Here is a 14,799-nt window from a genome sequence, read left to right as displayed (position 1 = left end):
AGGCTTCGGTGTCTGTGGGGCGGGTGGCCGGGCTGATCATGCCCAGCGCCACCGATGACAGGGGCAGCACGGCCACGCCCTGGTCGGGGCCGTGGCCACACAGCACCAGGTGGGCTTCTTCGGGCGTGCCCAGCGCAAACAGCTCGGGCCCGCCGCTGGCGGTGGGGCCCGGCGCAAATTCGGGCACCACGCGCGAGACGCGGCGGCCGGCGGCCTCCAGCACCTGCAAGGCTTCGCGCAGCCAGGCGCGGTCGCACACGGCTACCCACACGGGTTCGCCGGCGCGGGCGCCCGGTTCCAGGGCAAAGTGCAGCTGGGCGGGGTCGTCGAGCAGCTGGTCTTCCAGCAAACCCTCCAGCACCGAGCGCAGGCGCGGCGTTTGCTGGCCTGCCCCCAGCGGCACGCCCTGGGGCAATTGCACGCGCTGCCAGGAAAGCGCCCGCGCCGGCACCACGGCCACCACCTCGCCACCCGGCCGGGCGGGCTCGGGCAGCAGCGCCGCCGGGGCACTGGCATGGCGAAGTTCGGTATGGCCGTCGGCGGTCAGCGTGTAGCTGAAGGCGGTCGTGGGCCCGCAAGGGGCCTGAGGCAGGAAAAGGATCAGGGTGCTCATGGACGGGTTTTGCGCGCCATTCTAGGCTGCAGACTTGACAGTACGGAGGCGCTCAGAGAGTGACCGCGTTCTCATCGGCCCGACTCGGGCGCTGCGGTCAAGGGGGCACGGTCAAATGCGCCGCGTTCGCGCCACAAGGTCGTGATGATGGTGCCCTGGCGCGACACCAGCGAGCGCTCGTCCACCATGGTGGCTCCCAGGCGCAACCGCCCGCGCACCTCGAAGTAGCGCGAGGCAATGGCGTGGTCGTCGGTGTTCAGCGCAATGTTGGCGCCCAGCTGGTTGGTGACATCGGTCAGCCCCCGGAAATGGCGCGCCTGCCGGGCCTGCACGATCTTTTGCGCGCTCGCCGTGTCCAGCCCGTCGATGGCGGCCCACAGCACATCCACATCGGCGGTGTTCAGGTTCACGGGGGTGCGCACCGGCAGCAGCGTGACATGGGGGGCCAGCACGTTCACGGTGGTCGGGGGCAGGCCCAGCCAGCCCAGTTGGGCCATGCTGGGCGGCGCCAGGGGCGCGCTGCTGTCGGCACCCTTGCTGGCCTTGGCCTCGCGCAGGGCCTGCACCAGCTGGTCCAGTTGCTGCGGGGGCAGGCCCAGCCGCTCGAACAGGCGGGAGAACTGGCGCAAGGCGCCAGCGTTGACCTTGTCGCCCTCCATCAGGTTGGTCAGGTTCAGCCGGGCCTGCATGTCGGTGATCTGGCCCGACAAAAAGGCATCGGTGGTGTCGGTGCTGGCATCGTCCACCTGGGCCACGTTGCGGTCTGCTGCGAGAAAGGTGGACAGGCGCGCCTCTTGCAGTGGCACGGCCCAGGGCTCGGCCAGGTGGTCGGCACCGCCGGTGATGGCGTCCTCGCGCAGGATCAGGCGCGACCAATCGAGGGCCCCCACCAGAATCCAGGCCGACTGCAGCCGGGCGCGCTCGGCTGTCTCTACCTCGACCGCGCGCCACTGCTGCCACAGGGCGGCAGCGGCAAAGGTGGCCACCAGCGTCACCGTCAGCATGGCCGCCAGCAAGGCCGCGCCGCGCTGGTGGACGCGGGCGCGGGCGGCGTTGGGCTGCGCAGGGCGGGTGCCGTGTGTCATGACTTGCCGCCGCCCAGCAAGGGGTTCACCCAGTCGCGCGTGACCTGCCCGGCCAGGGCCTGGCCCGGGCTGATGCTGATCTGCAGGCGCACGCCATCGGGCAGCGCGGCGGCGTTGCCGGGCGTGGCGTCGCCACTCGACTGCGGGTTCGACCAGGCGCCCCCGCGGTAATAAAAGAGCTGCCAGTTGTCCAGCGGCAGCAGCACCACTTCGCGGCGCCGCTCGGCTTCGCCGGGGTTGCGGGCCCACAGGGCGGCCTGCTGCCACGCCTGTTGCCAGTCGGCGCGGGTGCGCACGGGGGCAGATTGCCAGCGCAGCCAGTGGCCCGCGCCTTGCACATCGCGCCGGGTCCAGGCCACCACCAAAGCGCCTTCATCGGGCACGGCGCTGCTGCGCCGCGTCATGCGCAGCACCTGGCCATCCCAGTCCAGGGGCGTGGTGTTGGGCACGGCCAGCAGGGCATCCAGATCGGCGCCCCACTGTCCCAGCGCAGCCTGCACCAGCAGCAATTCGTCGGCCCGCTGGCGGGTGGTTTCCTGCGCCCGCGCCATCCCGTCCAGCCCGCGCCACCCCAGAACCGCCATCAGCGCCATGATGGAAATGCCCACCAGCAGCTCGATCAGGGTGAAGCCCCGCACCCCGCGAGCGCGACCTGATTTGCGCGGGGAAAGCCCCAACGACACGCAGTGCGGGAGCGTGGGGGCCATCAGCCCGTCGCCCGGCCGCCCGAAGGCGGGCTGGGCCCCCTTGGGGGGCAGCGACGACACGCAGTGCGGGAGCGTGGGGGCCATCAGCCCGTCGCCCGGCCGCCCGAAGGCGGGCTGGGCCCCCTTGGGGGGCAGCGACGACACGCAGTGCGGGAGCGTGGGGGCCATATCAATACCGCCCCACGATAGTGGACAGGCGCAGCACCGAGATGTCTCCATCCAGCACCTGGGCATCCACGCGCCGAAAACTCGGGTTGGGCGTGGGCCGCACGATCACGGCTACGTCAAAGCGGCGCCCCGACTGCTCGCAGGGCTCGGTGCTGTCGCCCACCCCTGGCATCTGGCGTGAAAGGCGGGCCTTGACCAGCTCGTTCTCGGCACACAGCTGGGCCAGCACGATGTCTGATTGGCGCTGCGCATTGCGCGTCAGTGCGGTGGTGGCCTGCAGGCCCGCCATGAGGGCGATGGCCACGATGCCCAGTGCCACCAGCACCTCGACCAGTGTGAAGCCGCGCTCGGGCGCGCGCGCCATGGGCATCACGGCAGCGGCTCCACCGTGAACGGCCGCACCCCGTCGGTGACCACGCGCAGCATGCGCTCAGGGTAGGCCTGGTTGACCAGCAGCACCTGCTGCGGGCCGATCAGCGGCTCGGGCCCCAGCTGCAGGATGGCGGGGCCGCGCACGCTGGTGCCGGCATCGAGCCATTGGGTGGGCAGCGTGCTGGCGGGCAGGCCTTCAAAGCGGAAACCCCGCGCATCGGCGCGCCAGCGCACAGGCACCCCCGTGCCGCGCGACTGGGCCCGGCCCGATTCCAGCAGGGCCGCCAGCCGCGCCGCTTCGCGCTCCAGCTGGGTTTGCCCACTGTCGCGCATCGCCAGACTCACGCCCGCCGTAGCCAGCGCCATGATGCTGATGACGACCAGCAGCTCCAGCAGCGTGAATCCGCGTGAGGCAGCGACACCCCCCTGAGCCGCTGCGCGGCTTCCCCCCTCTCTCGCTTCGCGGGAGGGGAGACGACGCCAGCGCGGCGGGGCGGCCCTTGCGCGGCGTCCGCTGGCGTGGGGCAGTGCCAATTTCATGCGCTGGGGATGCTCTGAACAGAAATCTCTATTGCCAGCTGCCGATATCCGCATCCTTGCCTTCGCCGCCCGACTGCCCGTCGGCGCCAAACGACATCACGTCGATCTCGCCCTTGATGCCGGGGTTCAGGTACTGGTAAGGCCGGCCCCAGGGGTCGTTGGGCAGCTTTTCGAGGTAGGGCTTCCAGTTGCCGGGCACGGGGCCGGCCGTGGGTTTGACGACCAGCGCCTGCAGGCCCTGCTCGGCCGTGGGGTAGCGCTGGTTGTCCAGGCGGTACAGCTTGAGGGCCTGCATCACGTTGGTGACGTCGGTGCGCGCGGCGGTGCTGCGTGCGTCGTCGGCGCGGTCGAGCACGTTGGGCACGATCAGCGCGGCCAGCACGCCGATGATGACCAGCACCACCATCAGCTCGATCAGGGTGAAGCCCCGCGACGCATGCGTGGTCAGGCGGCGGCGGGCGCTGCGCAAGAGGAAAAGGGTGGAGGTGTTCACGTCAGCCAGTCTCGGGAGGGTCGGATCGCGTGAATCATAATCCCCCGATGATGACCAATTCATACAGCAAATGGGGCGTGCGTCTGGGGACACTGGCTCTCTGGGCCCTGGCGGGCGCCAGCGTGGTCTATTGGGGGTTGCGCCTGTCGGCACGGCCCGCGGGGCTGACGGTGCCGGTTGTTGCCCCGGCCGCTGTGGCCCCCGATGCCCAGGCCATGGCCCGCTTGCTGGGGGTGCCGGCTGCTGGTGCGGCCGCTGCCCGGGCGCCGGCGGCATCGCTGACCAGCCGGTTCGCCCTGATCGGGGTGCTGGCGGGCCGCAGCAGCGGGGGCGGTGCGGCGCTGATCGCGGTGGATGGCCAACCGGCCAAACCATTTCGCGTGGGCGCCGTGGTGGATGAAGGGCTGGTGCTGCAGTCGCTCGACCCGCGCCAGGCCCGGCTGGGTGCCAGCGTGGATGGCCCCGCCACGCTGACGCTGGACATGCCCGCCAAAAACTGACACCGGGGTGCGCCGGTGCAGGGCGTTACGTCAGGTGGTGAATTTCCCATTCGCCCCACGCCGGGGCCGCCAGGGGCCATTCGTCGGCCCTGGGCATGGGCCCTTCTCCATGGGCCAGCAACCAGGCCACGCAGCGCGCCACGCCCCCATGGGTGAACCACACCACATCGTTGCCGTCCTGCGCCTGCTGGCGTGCGTCGCTCAGGGCGGCGGCCACGCGGGTCAGCAGGGTGGCCAGGTTGTCGCCGCCGCCGGGGCGGTGCAACGCAAAGTCGGCGGTCCAGGCGTCGATGGCGCTTTGGCCAATGCTGTCCCAATCGTGGCCCTCCCAGGCACCAAAATTCATCTCGCGCAGGCGAGTATCGGGATGAATGGTCAAATTGGGCTGTAGCGCTTGTGTAGCAAGCGCGAGTAGCTCACATCTTTGTAGCGTTGAATACTGTGCCGCAGCGCCTGCGGGCAACGCCTGCGCCAAGCGCTGTGCGGCCACCTGCGTGGCAGCTGCATCGGCGGGCACATCCAGGGCGCCATAGCAGGTGCCAGCGGCCACCACAGGCTGGGCGTGGCGCACCAGCCAAAGACGGGCGCGGGGCCGCACGGCAGGCGGTGGGCTCATGCCCAGCGCAGGGCCAGCGCCGCGCCCAGGTAAAAGCCGATTTCGCTGACCTGCTGCGTGGCGCCCAGGCAGTCGCCGGTAAAGCCCTGCAGGCGCCGCGCAAACCAGCGCCCCATCCAGGCGGCGGCCAGGCCGCTGCCGCTTGCGGACGCTATTAAAAACAGAGCTGACTGCGCTTGCCAGACAAGCGCTAGAGGCATCAAACACCATATAAATGCAGCGGCCAGCGCCGCGCCGGTGATCTGGTCGGCCAGCGGCTTGCTTTTGGACCGGGCCGTGTCGCCCACATGCGGCAGGCTGCGCACGATGAGCAGCGGCCACAGGCGCGACAGCACATGGCCACCTACCAAGGCGGCGAGTGCGGTTTGCAGGCTGTGCGCGCCCAGCAGCGCCAGCAGGCACAGCTTGGCCAGCAAGGCCAGCACCAGCGCCATGGCACCAAAGGCGCCGATGCGCGAGTCTTTCATGATGTCGAGCGCCCGCTCGCGCTCGTGGCTGCCGCCCAGGCCGTCGGCCACATCGGCCAGGCCGTCCTCGTGGAAGCCGCCAGTCATCAGCACCGTGGCGATGGTGCAGAACACCGCCGCCACCGCCGGGGCCAGCGGGTTGGGCGCCAGGGCCCCGTGCAGCGCGGCATAAACGCCCGCCGCCAGTGCCGCCGCCAGCCAGCCAATGCCCGGAAAATGCGCGGCACTGGCGCGCAGCATGGCCGGGCTGTAGCCCACCCAGCCGGCCAGCCGCCCGGTGACGGGAATGCGGGTAAAAAACTGCACGGCCAGCAGGTAGTGGCGCAGGGCTTGCATGGGCAGGCTGGGGCTGTATCAGATTTGATAGCTGCCAGCGCTTGGTGGATAAGCGCTAGCGGCCAATTGGACCCATATTCCGGTCACTTGGAGCGCAAAAAGAGCCGGTAGGCCGGGTTCAGCGTTTCTTCCACGCAGGGGTAGCCCAGCGTGGCCAGGAAGGCGTCAAACGCCGCCTTGTCTTCGGGCGGCACCTGCAGCCCCACCAGGATGCGGCCATAGTCGGCGCCCTGGTTGCGGTAGTGGAACAGGCTGATGTTCCAGGTAGGCTGCATCAGGCTCAGAAACTTGAGCAGCGCACCGGGCCGCTCGGGGAACACAAAGCGCAGCAGGCGCTCGTCTTGCGCCAGTGCCGAATGGCCGCCCACCAGGTGGCGCAGGTGTTCCTTGGCCAGTTCGTCGTGCGTCAGGTCGAGCGACTCGAAGCCGTGGCGCTCGAAGTTCCTGGTGATTTTTTCCGATTCGCCCTTGCCGTGCGTGGTCAGGCCCACGAACACATGGGCGCGCGTGGCGTCGCTGATGCGGTAGTTGAACTCGGTCACATTGCGCGGGCCGCCGGGCAGGCCGCCCACCACCTCGCAAAAGCGCCGGAAGCTGCCGCGTTCTTCGGGAATGGTCACCGCCAGCAACGCCTCGCGCTCCTCGCCCACCTCGGCGCGCTCGGCCACGAAGCGCAGGCGGTCGAAGTTCATGTTGGCGCCGCACAAAATGGCCGCGTAGGTCTCGCCCTTGGTCTTGTTTTTGGCGACATATTGCTTGATGGCCGCCACGGCAAGGGCCCCAGCGGGCTCGACGATGCTGCGCGTGTCGACAAACACGTCCTTGATGGCGGCGCAGACGGCGTCAGTGTCCACGGTGATGTAGTCATCCACCAGGCCCTGCGCCACGCGAAAGGTTTCCTCGCCCACCAGCTTGACGGCGGTGCCGTCGGAGAACAGGCCCACGTCGGCCAGCGTGACGCGCTCGTGCGCGTTGATTGACTGGATCATCGCGTCCGAGTCGTTCATCTGCACGCCAATCACCTTGATCTCGGGCCGCACGGCCTTGATGTAGTTGGCCACGCCCGCCACCAGGCCACCGCCGCCAATCGCCACGAACACGGCATCCAGCTGGTTGCTGCCCAGTTTTTGCAGCTGGCTCAGGATTTCCATGGCAATCGTGCCCTGGCCGGCGATCACGTCGGGGTCGTCAAAGGGGTGCACAAAGGTCAGACCCTGCTCCTGCTGCAGCCGCACGGAGTGATCGTAGGCATCGGTATAGCTGTCGCCCGCCAGCACCACCTCGCCGCCCAGCGCCTGCACGGCGTCGATCTTGAGCTGGGGCGTGGTGGTGGGCATCACCACCACCGCGCGCGTGCCCAGCTTGCGTGCGCTCATGGCCACGCCCTGCGCGTGGTTGCCGGCCGAGGCGCAGATCACCCCTTTTTGCAACTGCTCGGGCGAGAGGTGGGCCATTTTGTTGTAGGCGCCGCGCAGCTTGAAGCTGAACACGGGTTGCTGGTCCTCGCGCTTCAAAAGCACCTTGTTGTGCAGGCGGCGGCTGAGGTTTTTGGCGGGCTCCAGGGCCGACTCGATCGCCACGTCATAGACGCGGGCGGTCAGGATCTTTTTCAGGTAATCGGAGGGGGTGAGATGCTGGGTCATGTGTGGCAGAAGGTGCGCCGCCGCAGCGGGGTGGCGGGGCAATCATCATAGGCGCAACGCCGGGCCGCCCGGCGCGCAGGCGTCGTTCGGGCCTTGCGGGCCGCACCGGCAGCGCGGCGCAGGCAAAAAAAAGCCCCAGGCGGTAAGGCCCAGGGCTGAATCCATCCTTTGAGGAGATGGAGGAGACAATCGGTGCGTTGCGGCTGTTGGTGATCTTCTGGACACCAACCCTTTCTTGAAAAAAGGGCAACGCATGGCGCTATCTTAGCGCAATCGGTGTTGCAATGCAGCAAAATTCACCGCCCATTTTGTGAAAAAACCACGCATCAACAAGGAGCGAAAGACATGGAATGCACAGTCAGCTGGACCGGCGGCGCCGGAACGCGGTCGGGAATGGGGTTTGTGGCCGAAACCGGTAGCGGCCATATCCTGGCGATGGACGGCGCACCCGATGCCGTCAACCCCGCCAACGGCGGCCTAAACCTCGCCCCCCGGCCCATGGAAACCCTGCTGGCCGGCACGGGCGGTTGCACCGCCTACGACGTGGTGTTGATCCTCAAGCGTGGGCGCCACGACGTGCGTGGCTGCAGCGTCAAGCTCACGTCGCAACGGGCCGAGGTAGACCCCAAGGTGTTCACCGCCATCCACATGCAGTTCACCGTGACGGGCAAGGGCCTTGCGCCCGCCGTGGTAGAGCGCGCCATTGCCATGAGCCACGAAAAATACTGCTCGGCCAGCATCATGCTGGGCAAAACGGCGCATATCACCACCGGGTTTGAAATCGTCGAGGCCTGACGCCGCAGCGATTCATAGATTCTTCGGGGCGGCTGCGGCGGCCTTCCCCAGCATGGTGCATTGGCCCCTGCGGCATGCGCATTGTTGGCGCAACCCGCAACCCGCAACCCGCAACCCGTAACCCGTAACCCGTAACCCGTAACCCGTAACCCGTAACCCTCAAACGGTCACACGTAATGCGCCGTGGTGGTCATCACCTTGGCGGCCATTTTCATCATCACGCGGGCGGGCGCGGGCAGGGCCATGGCGCCGGCATCGCGTGCGCTGGCTGCGTGGCGCTCTTCGTCGTCTTTCATGCGGCTGACCACTGCGCGCGAGGCCAGGTCGTCTGCCGGAAGTCTTGCCAGGTGGCCCTGCAGGTGCTGTGCCACCTGGTTTTCGGTCTCCACCACAAAACCCAGGCTCACGCGGTCGCTCACCTTGGCGGCCACCACGCCCAGTGCAAACGCGCCCGCAAACCACAGCGGGTTGAGCAGGCTGGGCCGGGCGCCCAGGGCGTCCAGCCGCTGCTGCGTCCAGGCCAGGTGGTCGGTTTCCTCGCGGGCTGCTTCTAGCAGGTGGCGGCGCAATTGGGCGTCACGCGTGACGGCGGCCTGCGCCGTGTAAAGGGCTTGCGCGCAGACCTCGCCCACATGGTTCACCCGCATCAGTGCGCCGGACAGGCGCTTTTGGGCCGGGTCGAGCGCTGTCTCGGCAAAGGGCGCCGCCGGAGATGCCTCCATGGCGTGGGGTTTTGCAAACAGGGTGCGCAGCGCGGTGTCTGCGGCGCAAAGTAATGAGTCCATGGCTGATTTTCTCTGGAAGGATTGGCTCGGTTTGGCACGGAAGATGCATGCATAAACCTGCCGCGTTGTTCTGCATTGTGGCAAATGGAAGGAATGTTGCGACTTCCCCATGGGTGCATTGTGCGAAGGTTGGAAGGAGAACGGAACTTGTTACAGACAAGAAAGCTAGTTTCAAGGTAATTTGCCGCAAATTCAGCCGTGTTGACACGAGATGCCCCGCGTAGCGCGGCATTGTTGTCTGCACTGGGGCCGCCAAGCCGGTGTCATCGTCCGCAGGCCTGCATGGGTGTGTGGTTGCAATGTTGCAGCGCCGCAACGAAATTGACCCTGCGTGCCGATTTCCTTTGCGCAACCGCGCCCCGTCTGGTGAAATAACCGCAACTTCCCCACCAGGAGGTTGGCCCGGGGAGCCGGTAGGACTGCGCAGATGCTGCGCTATAGACCTCCGAACCGGTGCCCATGTTTAACCTTGGAGTAACTCGCAATGAAAAAATCCCTGATTGCCCTGGCTGTGCTGGCTGCTTCCGGCGCCGCAATGGCCCAATCTTCCGTGACCCTGTTCGGTATCGTTGATACCAACGTTGGCTATGTCGACAACGCCAACGCAGCTGGCGATAGCGTCTATGGCCTGGGTACCGGCGGCAACGCAACGAGCCGTCTGGGCTTCCGCGGCGTGGAAGACCTCGGTGGCGGCCTGAAGGCTGGTTTCCACCTGGAAGGCGAAATCTTCGGTGACAACGGCAATTCCTCTGGCCTGAATTTCCAGCGCCGCTCCACCCTGAGCCTGATGGGCGGTTTCGGTGAAGTTCGCCTGGGTCGTGACCAAGTTGCCGGCTACAGCAAGACCCGCAGCTACGATCTGTTCGGCCAAAACACCGGTATCGGCCAGTTCATGGGCTGGAGCGCATGGGGCGACGCGACCACCGATGCCAACGGTCACCGCAAAAGCAACCTGATCAGCTATTACACCCCCAACTTCAGCGGCTTCACCGGCGGCATCAGCTACGGTTTTGACGAGCAAACCACGGGCAAGGCTGGCCGTTACATCGGCGGCAATGTGGCCTATGACAATGGTCCTCTGAGCGTTGCTCTGTCTTACGACCGGGCTAACCTGAATGCTGGCGTTGAGCGCGATAAGGTCACGCTGGGTGGTTCTTACAACTTTGGCGTTGCCAAGGCCATCGCCATCCTGCAACAGACCAAGGATGACGTTCCTGCCGCTGCAGAGCGCAAGGTGAACGCATACGCCCTGGGCGTGTCGGCTCCCGTGGGCGCTGGCGAAGTGAAGCTGCAATACGCTCTGTACGACCAGAAGGCCATCGACTCCAAGGCTCACCAGTTCAGCCTGGGCTATGTCCACAACCTGTCCAAGCGCACTGCTGTGTACGGCACCGTGGCTTACCTGCAGAACAAGGACCGTTCCAACCTGGGCCTGGCTGCTAAGGGCGTGAACACTTCCGGTCCTGGCGCTGACGAAAACCAGACCGGCGTGCAAGTCGGTATCCGTCACTCCTTCTGATGACATGCTGGCCTTGGGCCAGCATTTTCAGACGTGACCTGAAGCCACCCGTCGCAAGACGGGTGGCTTTTTCGCATTTGGCACCTCTTTTTGAACAATGCGCGGTCTTGTCGCCATTCGGTTTGACCGCTGGCAGGGCTTTCTTGGGCCAGGCTTTTCTGCAAAAGGTTGCGGCTGGAGGGCGGGTGTTTGTGCCCTGGAAAGTCGTGATGGCGCGGTGGTTTTTAGTAAGTGAACGGTCGTTCTATTAGGGAAAGCCTGTGTAAGCGATATGCAACAAACGCTTACGCACGAGCGTGCCTTTACTAAACTGGACCGGCACCCAACCAACCACGGAAAGAGACCCGATCTATGAAAAAAACCGATATCACGAAGTTGTTCGCCTTCGGAGCCGTTGCCTTGGCTTCAAGCTTTGCTTGCGCACAGACCGCCAGCGCACCGACGAGCAGCGTGCAGCTGTGGGGCATTGTGGACATGGCCTATCGCCACACCAATAACGAAGGTGCCGGCAAAGATGGCCTGTCGAAGATGATTGGTGGCGGCATGTCGCAAAGCCGCTGGGGTATCAACGTGGATGAAGATCTGGGCGGTGGTTCCAAGGCCTTGGTGACCCTGGAAAACCGTTTTGACGCCGATTCAGGCACACCCGCCGCCAATGCGCCGTTTTTCCAGCTCGCCCATGTGGGCCTGCAGGGCCCCTATGGTCGCCTGACCGCCGGGCGCCAGTGGAACGTGCTGTTCGACGTCGTGACCAGCACCTACGCTTCATTCCCCTATTCTCCGTACATGGAGGCCTACAAGCCTGAGCTGGGCATGGCCATGGGTGCGCGTACCAGCAATATGCTGAAGTACACCTTCGCAACGCCGGACCGCAGTTTCGTGGGTTCGCTGCAATACTCGTTTGATGAAAATAACGACACCAAGGCATTGGAAGCGGGGCTGCCTGCTTCTGCAGCGCAGGTGCCTGCCTATGTGGCGAGCACGCTCAATGGCGGCGCGTGGAAGACTGCGGGTGGCTACCTGCGCTACTCCGCCAACGGCTTCGCATTGGGTGGGGGTTACATGCGCACGACGCTGCCTGGCGGCACCGATGTCGATGCCTGGACCCTGGGCGGTTCGTATCGCACCGGCCCCTGGTACTTGAACACCGGCTATGCCCTGAACAAGGCGAAATACGAGACGGTCACTAGCACCATCCAGGGTTTCCGTAACACCGTTGACAGGGCGATCCTGGGCCAGTTCTGGGCTGGCCAGACCAATGGCGGCTTCCAGCCGGGTGATGCCGACAAGCGCCAACTGTTCAAGGTGGGCGTGGGCTACCAGCTGACGCCTCAACTGAACCTGGGTGCGCATTACTTCCGCGGCAAGCAATCAGGCTCGGTCAACGGCACGTCCAATGGCAACGTCAACTTCTATGTCGCCGTGGCGGACTACGCTTTCAGCAAGCGCACCGACGCCTACTTTGGCGTAGACCACACCAGCATCAGCGGCGGCACTGCGCTCGTGCTCGACACCGCCAGCGGCGCTCGCAGCCGTACCGGTATCACCGCTGGTATTCGTCACCGCTTCTAATCACTGGTGGGGGAAAAGCGCTGCTCTGGCAACAGAGTGGCGCAGGTTTCCAAGGGAAAACCGGGTCGCTAGCGATAGTGATCCGGTTTTTTTCTTTCTCAGAACGACCCCAATTTCCAGGACACCTCAAGAAAAACCCAAGAAATACCCAAAAACCCATCCCAACCCGCAAGGGCGCGAGAGAGTTCTTTTTTCAGGTGCCCGCGGGGTAGAAGCGGTTGGCACCTTTCCTGAATGGGAGGGCTGAGCGGCACGGACATCTTCGGCGTCGTGCGCTCGAAAACCATGGGTCATCGTCGCAAACTTCCCTGTTAGCATGGCCCATCATTCTTTGCTTTTCTGATGCTTGCCTTTATTTTGCGGCGCCTGATTCAGGCGGTCATGGTGATGGTCACGGTGGCCTTTATTGCCTTCATGCTGTTCCAGTATGTGGGTGATCCGGTGGTGTTTTTGCTGGGGCAGGATGCCACCCCCGAGCAGATTCGCAGCCTGCGCGCCGATCTGGGGCTCGACAAACCCTTTTTTGTGCAGTTCTGGCACTTTCTGGTGAATGCCGCGCAGGGTGAGTTTGGGCTGAGCCTGCGCCAGGGCGCCAAGGTGTCCCGCTTGATGGCCGAGCGGTTTCCGGCCACCCTGGAGCTGGCCCTGGTGGCCGCAGCGCTGGCCCTGCTGGTCGGAGTGCCCATGGGGGTGTATGCGGCGCTCAAGCGCGGCACCTTCATCAGCCAGGCGTTCATGACCTTGTCGCTGCTGGGCGTGTCGCTGCCCACGTTTTTGATCGGCATTCTGCTCATTTTGGTGTTTGCCGTGGTGCTGGGCTGGTTTCCCAGCTTTGGCCGCGGTGAGGTGGTGCAGCTCGGGTGGTGGACTTCGGGCTTGCTCACGGCCAAAGGCTGGCACCACATCACGCTGCCGGCCGTCACGCTGGCGATTTTTCAGCTCACGCTCATCATGCGCCTGGTGCGCGCCGAGATGCTGGAGGTGCTGCGCACCGACTACATCAAGTTTGCCCGTGCCCGGGGCCTGTCCAACCGGGCCATCCATTTTGGCCATGCGCTCAAAAACACGCTGGTGCCCGTGATGACGATCACCGGGCTGCAACTGGGCGGGCTGATCGCCTTTGCCATCATCACCGAGACGGTGTTCCAGTGGCCGGGCATGGGGCTGTTGTTCATCCAGGCGGTGACGTTTGCCGACATTCCGGTGATGGCGGCCTATCTGTGCCTGATTGCGCTGATTTTTGTGGTGATCAACCTGGTGGTGGATCTGCTGTATTTTGTGGTCGATCCGCGCCTGCGGGTGGGCCATGCGGGAGGGCACTGATGCTCAATCCACGATGGAAAGCAGGCGGGCGGGCCTTTGCCCACATTGCGCAATTCCACCCCGAACTGACTGCGCTGCGGCGCGACCTGCACGCCCACCCCGAGCTGGGTTTTGAAGAGGTGTACACCGCCCGGCGCGTGAAGGAAGCCCTGCAGTTGTGCGGTGTGGACGAAATTCACGAAGGCATCGGGCGCACGGGCCTGGTGGCGGTGGTGCGCGGCCGTGGCCAGTCAAGCGGCGCCATGGTGGGCCTGCGGGCCGATATGGACGCGCTGCCCATTACCGAGCACAACGATTTTTCCTGGAAATCGTGCAAGCCGGGGCTCATGCATGGCTGCGGCCATGATGGCCACACCGCCATGCTGGTGGGCGCCGCCCGCTACCTGGCCGAAACCCGCAACTTTGACGGCACCGCCGTGCTGATCTTCCAGCCCGGCGAAGAGGGCTTTGCCGGCGCCCGCGTGATGATGGAAGACGGCTTGTTCGACCGGTTTCCGGTGCAATCTGTTTTTGCCATGCACAACTGGCCGGCCATGAAGCCGGGCACCGTGGGCATCAACACGGGGCCCATGATGGCGGCGGCCGACCGCATCACCATCGAGATCACCGGGCGCGGCGGCCACGGCGCGCACGCCTACCAGACGGTGGACGTGGTGCTGGTGGCCGCGCACATCATTACTGCGGCGCAGAGCATTGTTGCGCGCAACGTGCGGCCCATTGAAAGCGCGGTGGTCAGCCTGTGCGCCATCCAGGCGGGCGACCTGGGCGCTTTCAGCGTGTTGCCGGGCACCGCCACGCTGGTGGGCACGGTGCGCACCTTCGATCCGGCGGTGCAGGAGATGGTGGAGCAGCGCCTCAAAGAGCTTTGCAGCGCCATTGCCCTGGGGTTTGGCGCCACGGCCACGCTGCATTACGAGCGCATGTACCCCGCCACCATCAACACCGAGAGCGAGGCCGTTTTTGCCGCCGACGTGGCCGCGTCGCTGGTCGGTGCCGACCATGTGGTGCGCGACCTGGAGCCCAGCATGGGTGCGGAAGACTTTGCGTTCATGCTGCAGACCAGGCCCGGCGCCTACCTGCGGTTGGGGCAGGGCACGGGCGCCAGTGGCAGCGCGCTGCACAACAGCCGCTACGACTTCAATGACGAGGTTCTGCCCCTGGGGTCGGCACTGCACGCCAGCCTGATCGAGCAGGCCATGCCCTTGCCGACGCCCTGACGGACTGCCTCCCGCGTGCCGTCTTGTCCACTGATTTCTTGTTTCCGC

General features: G+C 65.6%; 16 protein-coding genes. 6 read left to right on the top strand and 10 right to left on the bottom strand.

Translation table 11 applies throughout. From position 1 onward, the window contains the following. From gspL to gspG, 6 genes are all read right to left on the bottom strand, one after another. Window positions 1-613 (bottom strand): type II secretion system protein GspL (gspL, locus tag DTW89_RS10730; RefSeq protein ID WP_236637104.1); only part of this gene is annotated, 613 nt, incomplete at its 3' end. Window positions 614-684: 71 nt separating this feature from the next. After that, window positions 685-1,698: a type II secretion system minor pseudopilin GspK gene (gspK, locus tag DTW89_RS10725; protein ID WP_161555635.1), complete on the bottom strand. Its 1,014-nt coding sequence runs from the start codon at window positions 1,696-1,698 to the stop codon at window positions 685-687. Beyond that, window positions 1,695-2,405: a PulJ/GspJ family protein gene (locus DTW89_RS10720; protein WP_236637107.1), complete on the bottom strand. Its 711-nt coding sequence runs from the start codon at window positions 2,403-2,405 to the stop codon at window positions 1,695-1,697. Before DTW89_RS10720 ends, gspK begins: the two co-directional genes overlap by 4 nt. A gap of 169 nt (window positions 2,406-2,574) precedes the next feature. After that, window positions 2,575-2,943 (bottom strand): type II secretion system minor pseudopilin GspI, encoded by a 369-nt coding sequence (gene gspI, locus DTW89_RS10715; protein WP_114655935.1) that lies wholly within the window; start codon window positions 2,941-2,943, stop codon window positions 2,575-2,577. Next, the gene (locus DTW89_RS10710; protein ID WP_201740989.1) at window positions 2,943-3,485 is read right to left on the bottom strand and encodes a prepilin-type N-terminal cleavage/methylation domain-containing protein; all 543 of its coding nucleotides are present in this window, start codon (window positions 3,483-3,485) and stop codon (window positions 2,943-2,945) included. Before DTW89_RS10710 ends, gspI begins: the two co-directional genes overlap by 1 nt. A gap of 28 nt (window positions 3,486-3,513) precedes the next feature. Then, complete coding sequence (gspG, locus tag DTW89_RS10705) at window positions 3,514-3,954, bottom strand: type II secretion system major pseudopilin GspG (protein ID WP_201740990.1); 441 nt, start codon at window positions 3,952-3,954, stop codon at window positions 3,514-3,516. 71 nt (window positions 3,955-4,025) lie between these two features. On the opposite strand from gspG, the gene DTW89_RS10700 reads away from it, so the two are divergent. Continuing rightward, window positions 4,026-4,478, top strand: coding sequence for a type II secretion system protein N (locus DTW89_RS10700; protein ID WP_114655933.1), 453 nt, complete (start codon window positions 4,026-4,028; stop codon window positions 4,476-4,478). Between the two features lie 25 nt (window positions 4,479-4,503). Here DTW89_RS10700 and DTW89_RS10695 read toward each other — a convergent pair whose 3' ends face one another. From DTW89_RS10695 to ilvA, 3 genes are all read right to left on the bottom strand, one after another. Then, a complete protein-coding gene (locus tag DTW89_RS10695) occupies window positions 4,504-5,094 on the bottom strand; it encodes a histidine phosphatase family protein (protein WP_114655932.1) in 591 nt (196 codons plus the stop codon). Continuing rightward, window positions 5,091-5,897, bottom strand: coding sequence for an adenosylcobinamide-GDP ribazoletransferase (locus DTW89_RS10690; protein ID WP_114655931.1), 807 nt, complete (start codon window positions 5,895-5,897; stop codon window positions 5,091-5,093). Before DTW89_RS10690 ends, DTW89_RS10695 begins: the two co-directional genes overlap by 4 nt. A gap of 83 nt (window positions 5,898-5,980) precedes the next feature. Then, window positions 5,981-7,540, bottom strand: a complete 1,560-nt coding sequence (ilvA, locus tag DTW89_RS10685) for a threonine ammonia-lyase, biosynthetic (protein ID WP_114655930.1) — start codon at window positions 7,538-7,540, stop codon at window positions 5,981-5,983. Window positions 7,541-7,885: 345 nt separating this feature from the next. Between ilvA and DTW89_RS10680 the strand changes: the two genes are divergently transcribed. Beyond that, a complete protein-coding gene (locus tag DTW89_RS10680) occupies window positions 7,886-8,335 on the top strand; it encodes an OsmC family protein (protein WP_111867178.1) in 450 nt (149 codons plus the stop codon). Between the two features lie 167 nt (window positions 8,336-8,502). On the opposite strand, the gene coq7 is transcribed toward DTW89_RS10680, so the two are convergent. Further along, window positions 8,503-9,120, bottom strand: coding sequence for a 2-polyprenyl-3-methyl-6-methoxy-1,4-benzoquinone monooxygenase (coq7, locus tag DTW89_RS10675; RefSeq protein WP_114655929.1), 618 nt, complete (start codon window positions 9,118-9,120; stop codon window positions 8,503-8,505). Between the two features lie 484 nt (window positions 9,121-9,604). Between coq7 and DTW89_RS10670 the strand changes: the two genes are divergently transcribed. From DTW89_RS10670 to DTW89_RS10655, 4 genes are all read left to right on the top strand, one after another. Beyond that, window positions 9,605-10,639 carry a porin gene (locus tag DTW89_RS10670; RefSeq protein WP_114655928.1) on the top strand — a complete coding sequence of 345 codons (1,035 nt, stop codon included), beginning with the start codon at window positions 9,605-9,607 and terminating at the stop codon, window positions 10,637-10,639. Window positions 10,640-10,990: 351 nt separating this feature from the next. Continuing rightward, window positions 10,991-12,211: a porin gene (locus DTW89_RS10665; protein ID WP_114655927.1), complete on the top strand. Its 1,221-nt coding sequence runs from the start codon at window positions 10,991-10,993 to the stop codon at window positions 12,209-12,211. 342 nt (window positions 12,212-12,553) lie between these two features. Beyond that, on the top strand, window positions 12,554-13,534 hold the full coding sequence (locus DTW89_RS10660; RefSeq protein WP_114655926.1) for an ABC transporter permease: 981 nt from the start codon (window positions 12,554-12,556) through the stop codon (window positions 13,532-13,534). After that, window positions 13,534-14,751 (top strand): M20 aminoacylase family protein, encoded by a 1,218-nt coding sequence (locus tag DTW89_RS10655; protein ID WP_114655925.1) that lies wholly within the window; start codon window positions 13,534-13,536, stop codon window positions 14,749-14,751. Before DTW89_RS10660 ends, DTW89_RS10655 begins: the two co-directional genes overlap by 1 nt. Window positions 14,752-14,799 lie beyond the last annotated feature (48 nt).

It is taken from the genome of Acidovorax sp. BoFeN1 (assembly GCF_003345135.1).
Classification (GTDB): Bacteria; Pseudomonadota; Gammaproteobacteria; order Burkholderiales; family Burkholderiaceae_C; genus Acidovorax; species Acidovorax defluvii.
The sequence above is the reverse complement of the archived record's forward strand: the minus strand, read 5'-3'. Positions and strand labels throughout refer to the sequence as shown.

Coding starts and splice junctions, on each gene's coding strand:
- gspK (WP_161555635.1), bottom strand. CDS start 1,698: ATGACACACGGCACCCGCCCTGCGCAGCCCAACGCCGCCCGCGCCCGC.
- DTW89_RS10720 (WP_236637107.1), bottom strand. CDS start 2,405: ATGGCCCCCACGCTCCCGCACTGCGTGTCGTTGGGGCTTTCCCCGCGC.
- gspI (WP_114655935.1), bottom strand. CDS start 2,943: ATGCCCATGGCGCGCGCGCCCGAGCGCGGCTTCACACTGGTCGAGGTG.
- DTW89_RS10710 (WP_201740989.1), bottom strand. CDS start 3,485: ATGAAATTGGCACTGCCCCACGCCAGCGGACGCCGCGCAAGGGCCGCC.
- DTW89_RS10700 (WP_114655933.1), top strand. CDS start 4,026: ATGATGACCAATTCATACAGCAAATGGGGCGTGCGTCTGGGGACACTG.
- DTW89_RS10695 (WP_114655932.1), bottom strand. CDS start 5,094: ATGAGCCCACCGCCTGCCGTGCGGCCCCGCGCCCGTCTTTGGCTGGTG.
- DTW89_RS10690 (WP_114655931.1), bottom strand. CDS start 5,897: ATGCAAGCCCTGCGCCACTACCTGCTGGCCGTGCAGTTTTTTACCCGC.
- ilvA (WP_114655930.1), bottom strand. CDS start 7,540: ATGACCCAGCATCTCACCCCCTCCGATTACCTGAAAAAGATCCTGACC.
- DTW89_RS10680 (WP_111867178.1), top strand. CDS start 7,886: ATGGAATGCACAGTCAGCTGGACCGGCGGCGCCGGAACGCGGTCGGGA.
- coq7 (WP_114655929.1), bottom strand. CDS start 9,120: ATGGACTCATTACTTTGCGCCGCAGACACCGCGCTGCGCACCCTGTTT.
- DTW89_RS10670 (WP_114655928.1), top strand. CDS start 9,605: ATGAAAAAATCCCTGATTGCCCTGGCTGTGCTGGCTGCTTCCGGCGCC.
- DTW89_RS10665 (WP_114655927.1), top strand. CDS start 10,991: ATGAAAAAAACCGATATCACGAAGTTGTTCGCCTTCGGAGCCGTTGCC.
- DTW89_RS10660 (WP_114655926.1), top strand. CDS start 12,554: ATGCTTGCCTTTATTTTGCGGCGCCTGATTCAGGCGGTCATGGTGATG.
- DTW89_RS10655 (WP_114655925.1), top strand. CDS start 13,534: ATGCTCAATCCACGATGGAAAGCAGGCGGGCGGGCCTTTGCCCACATT.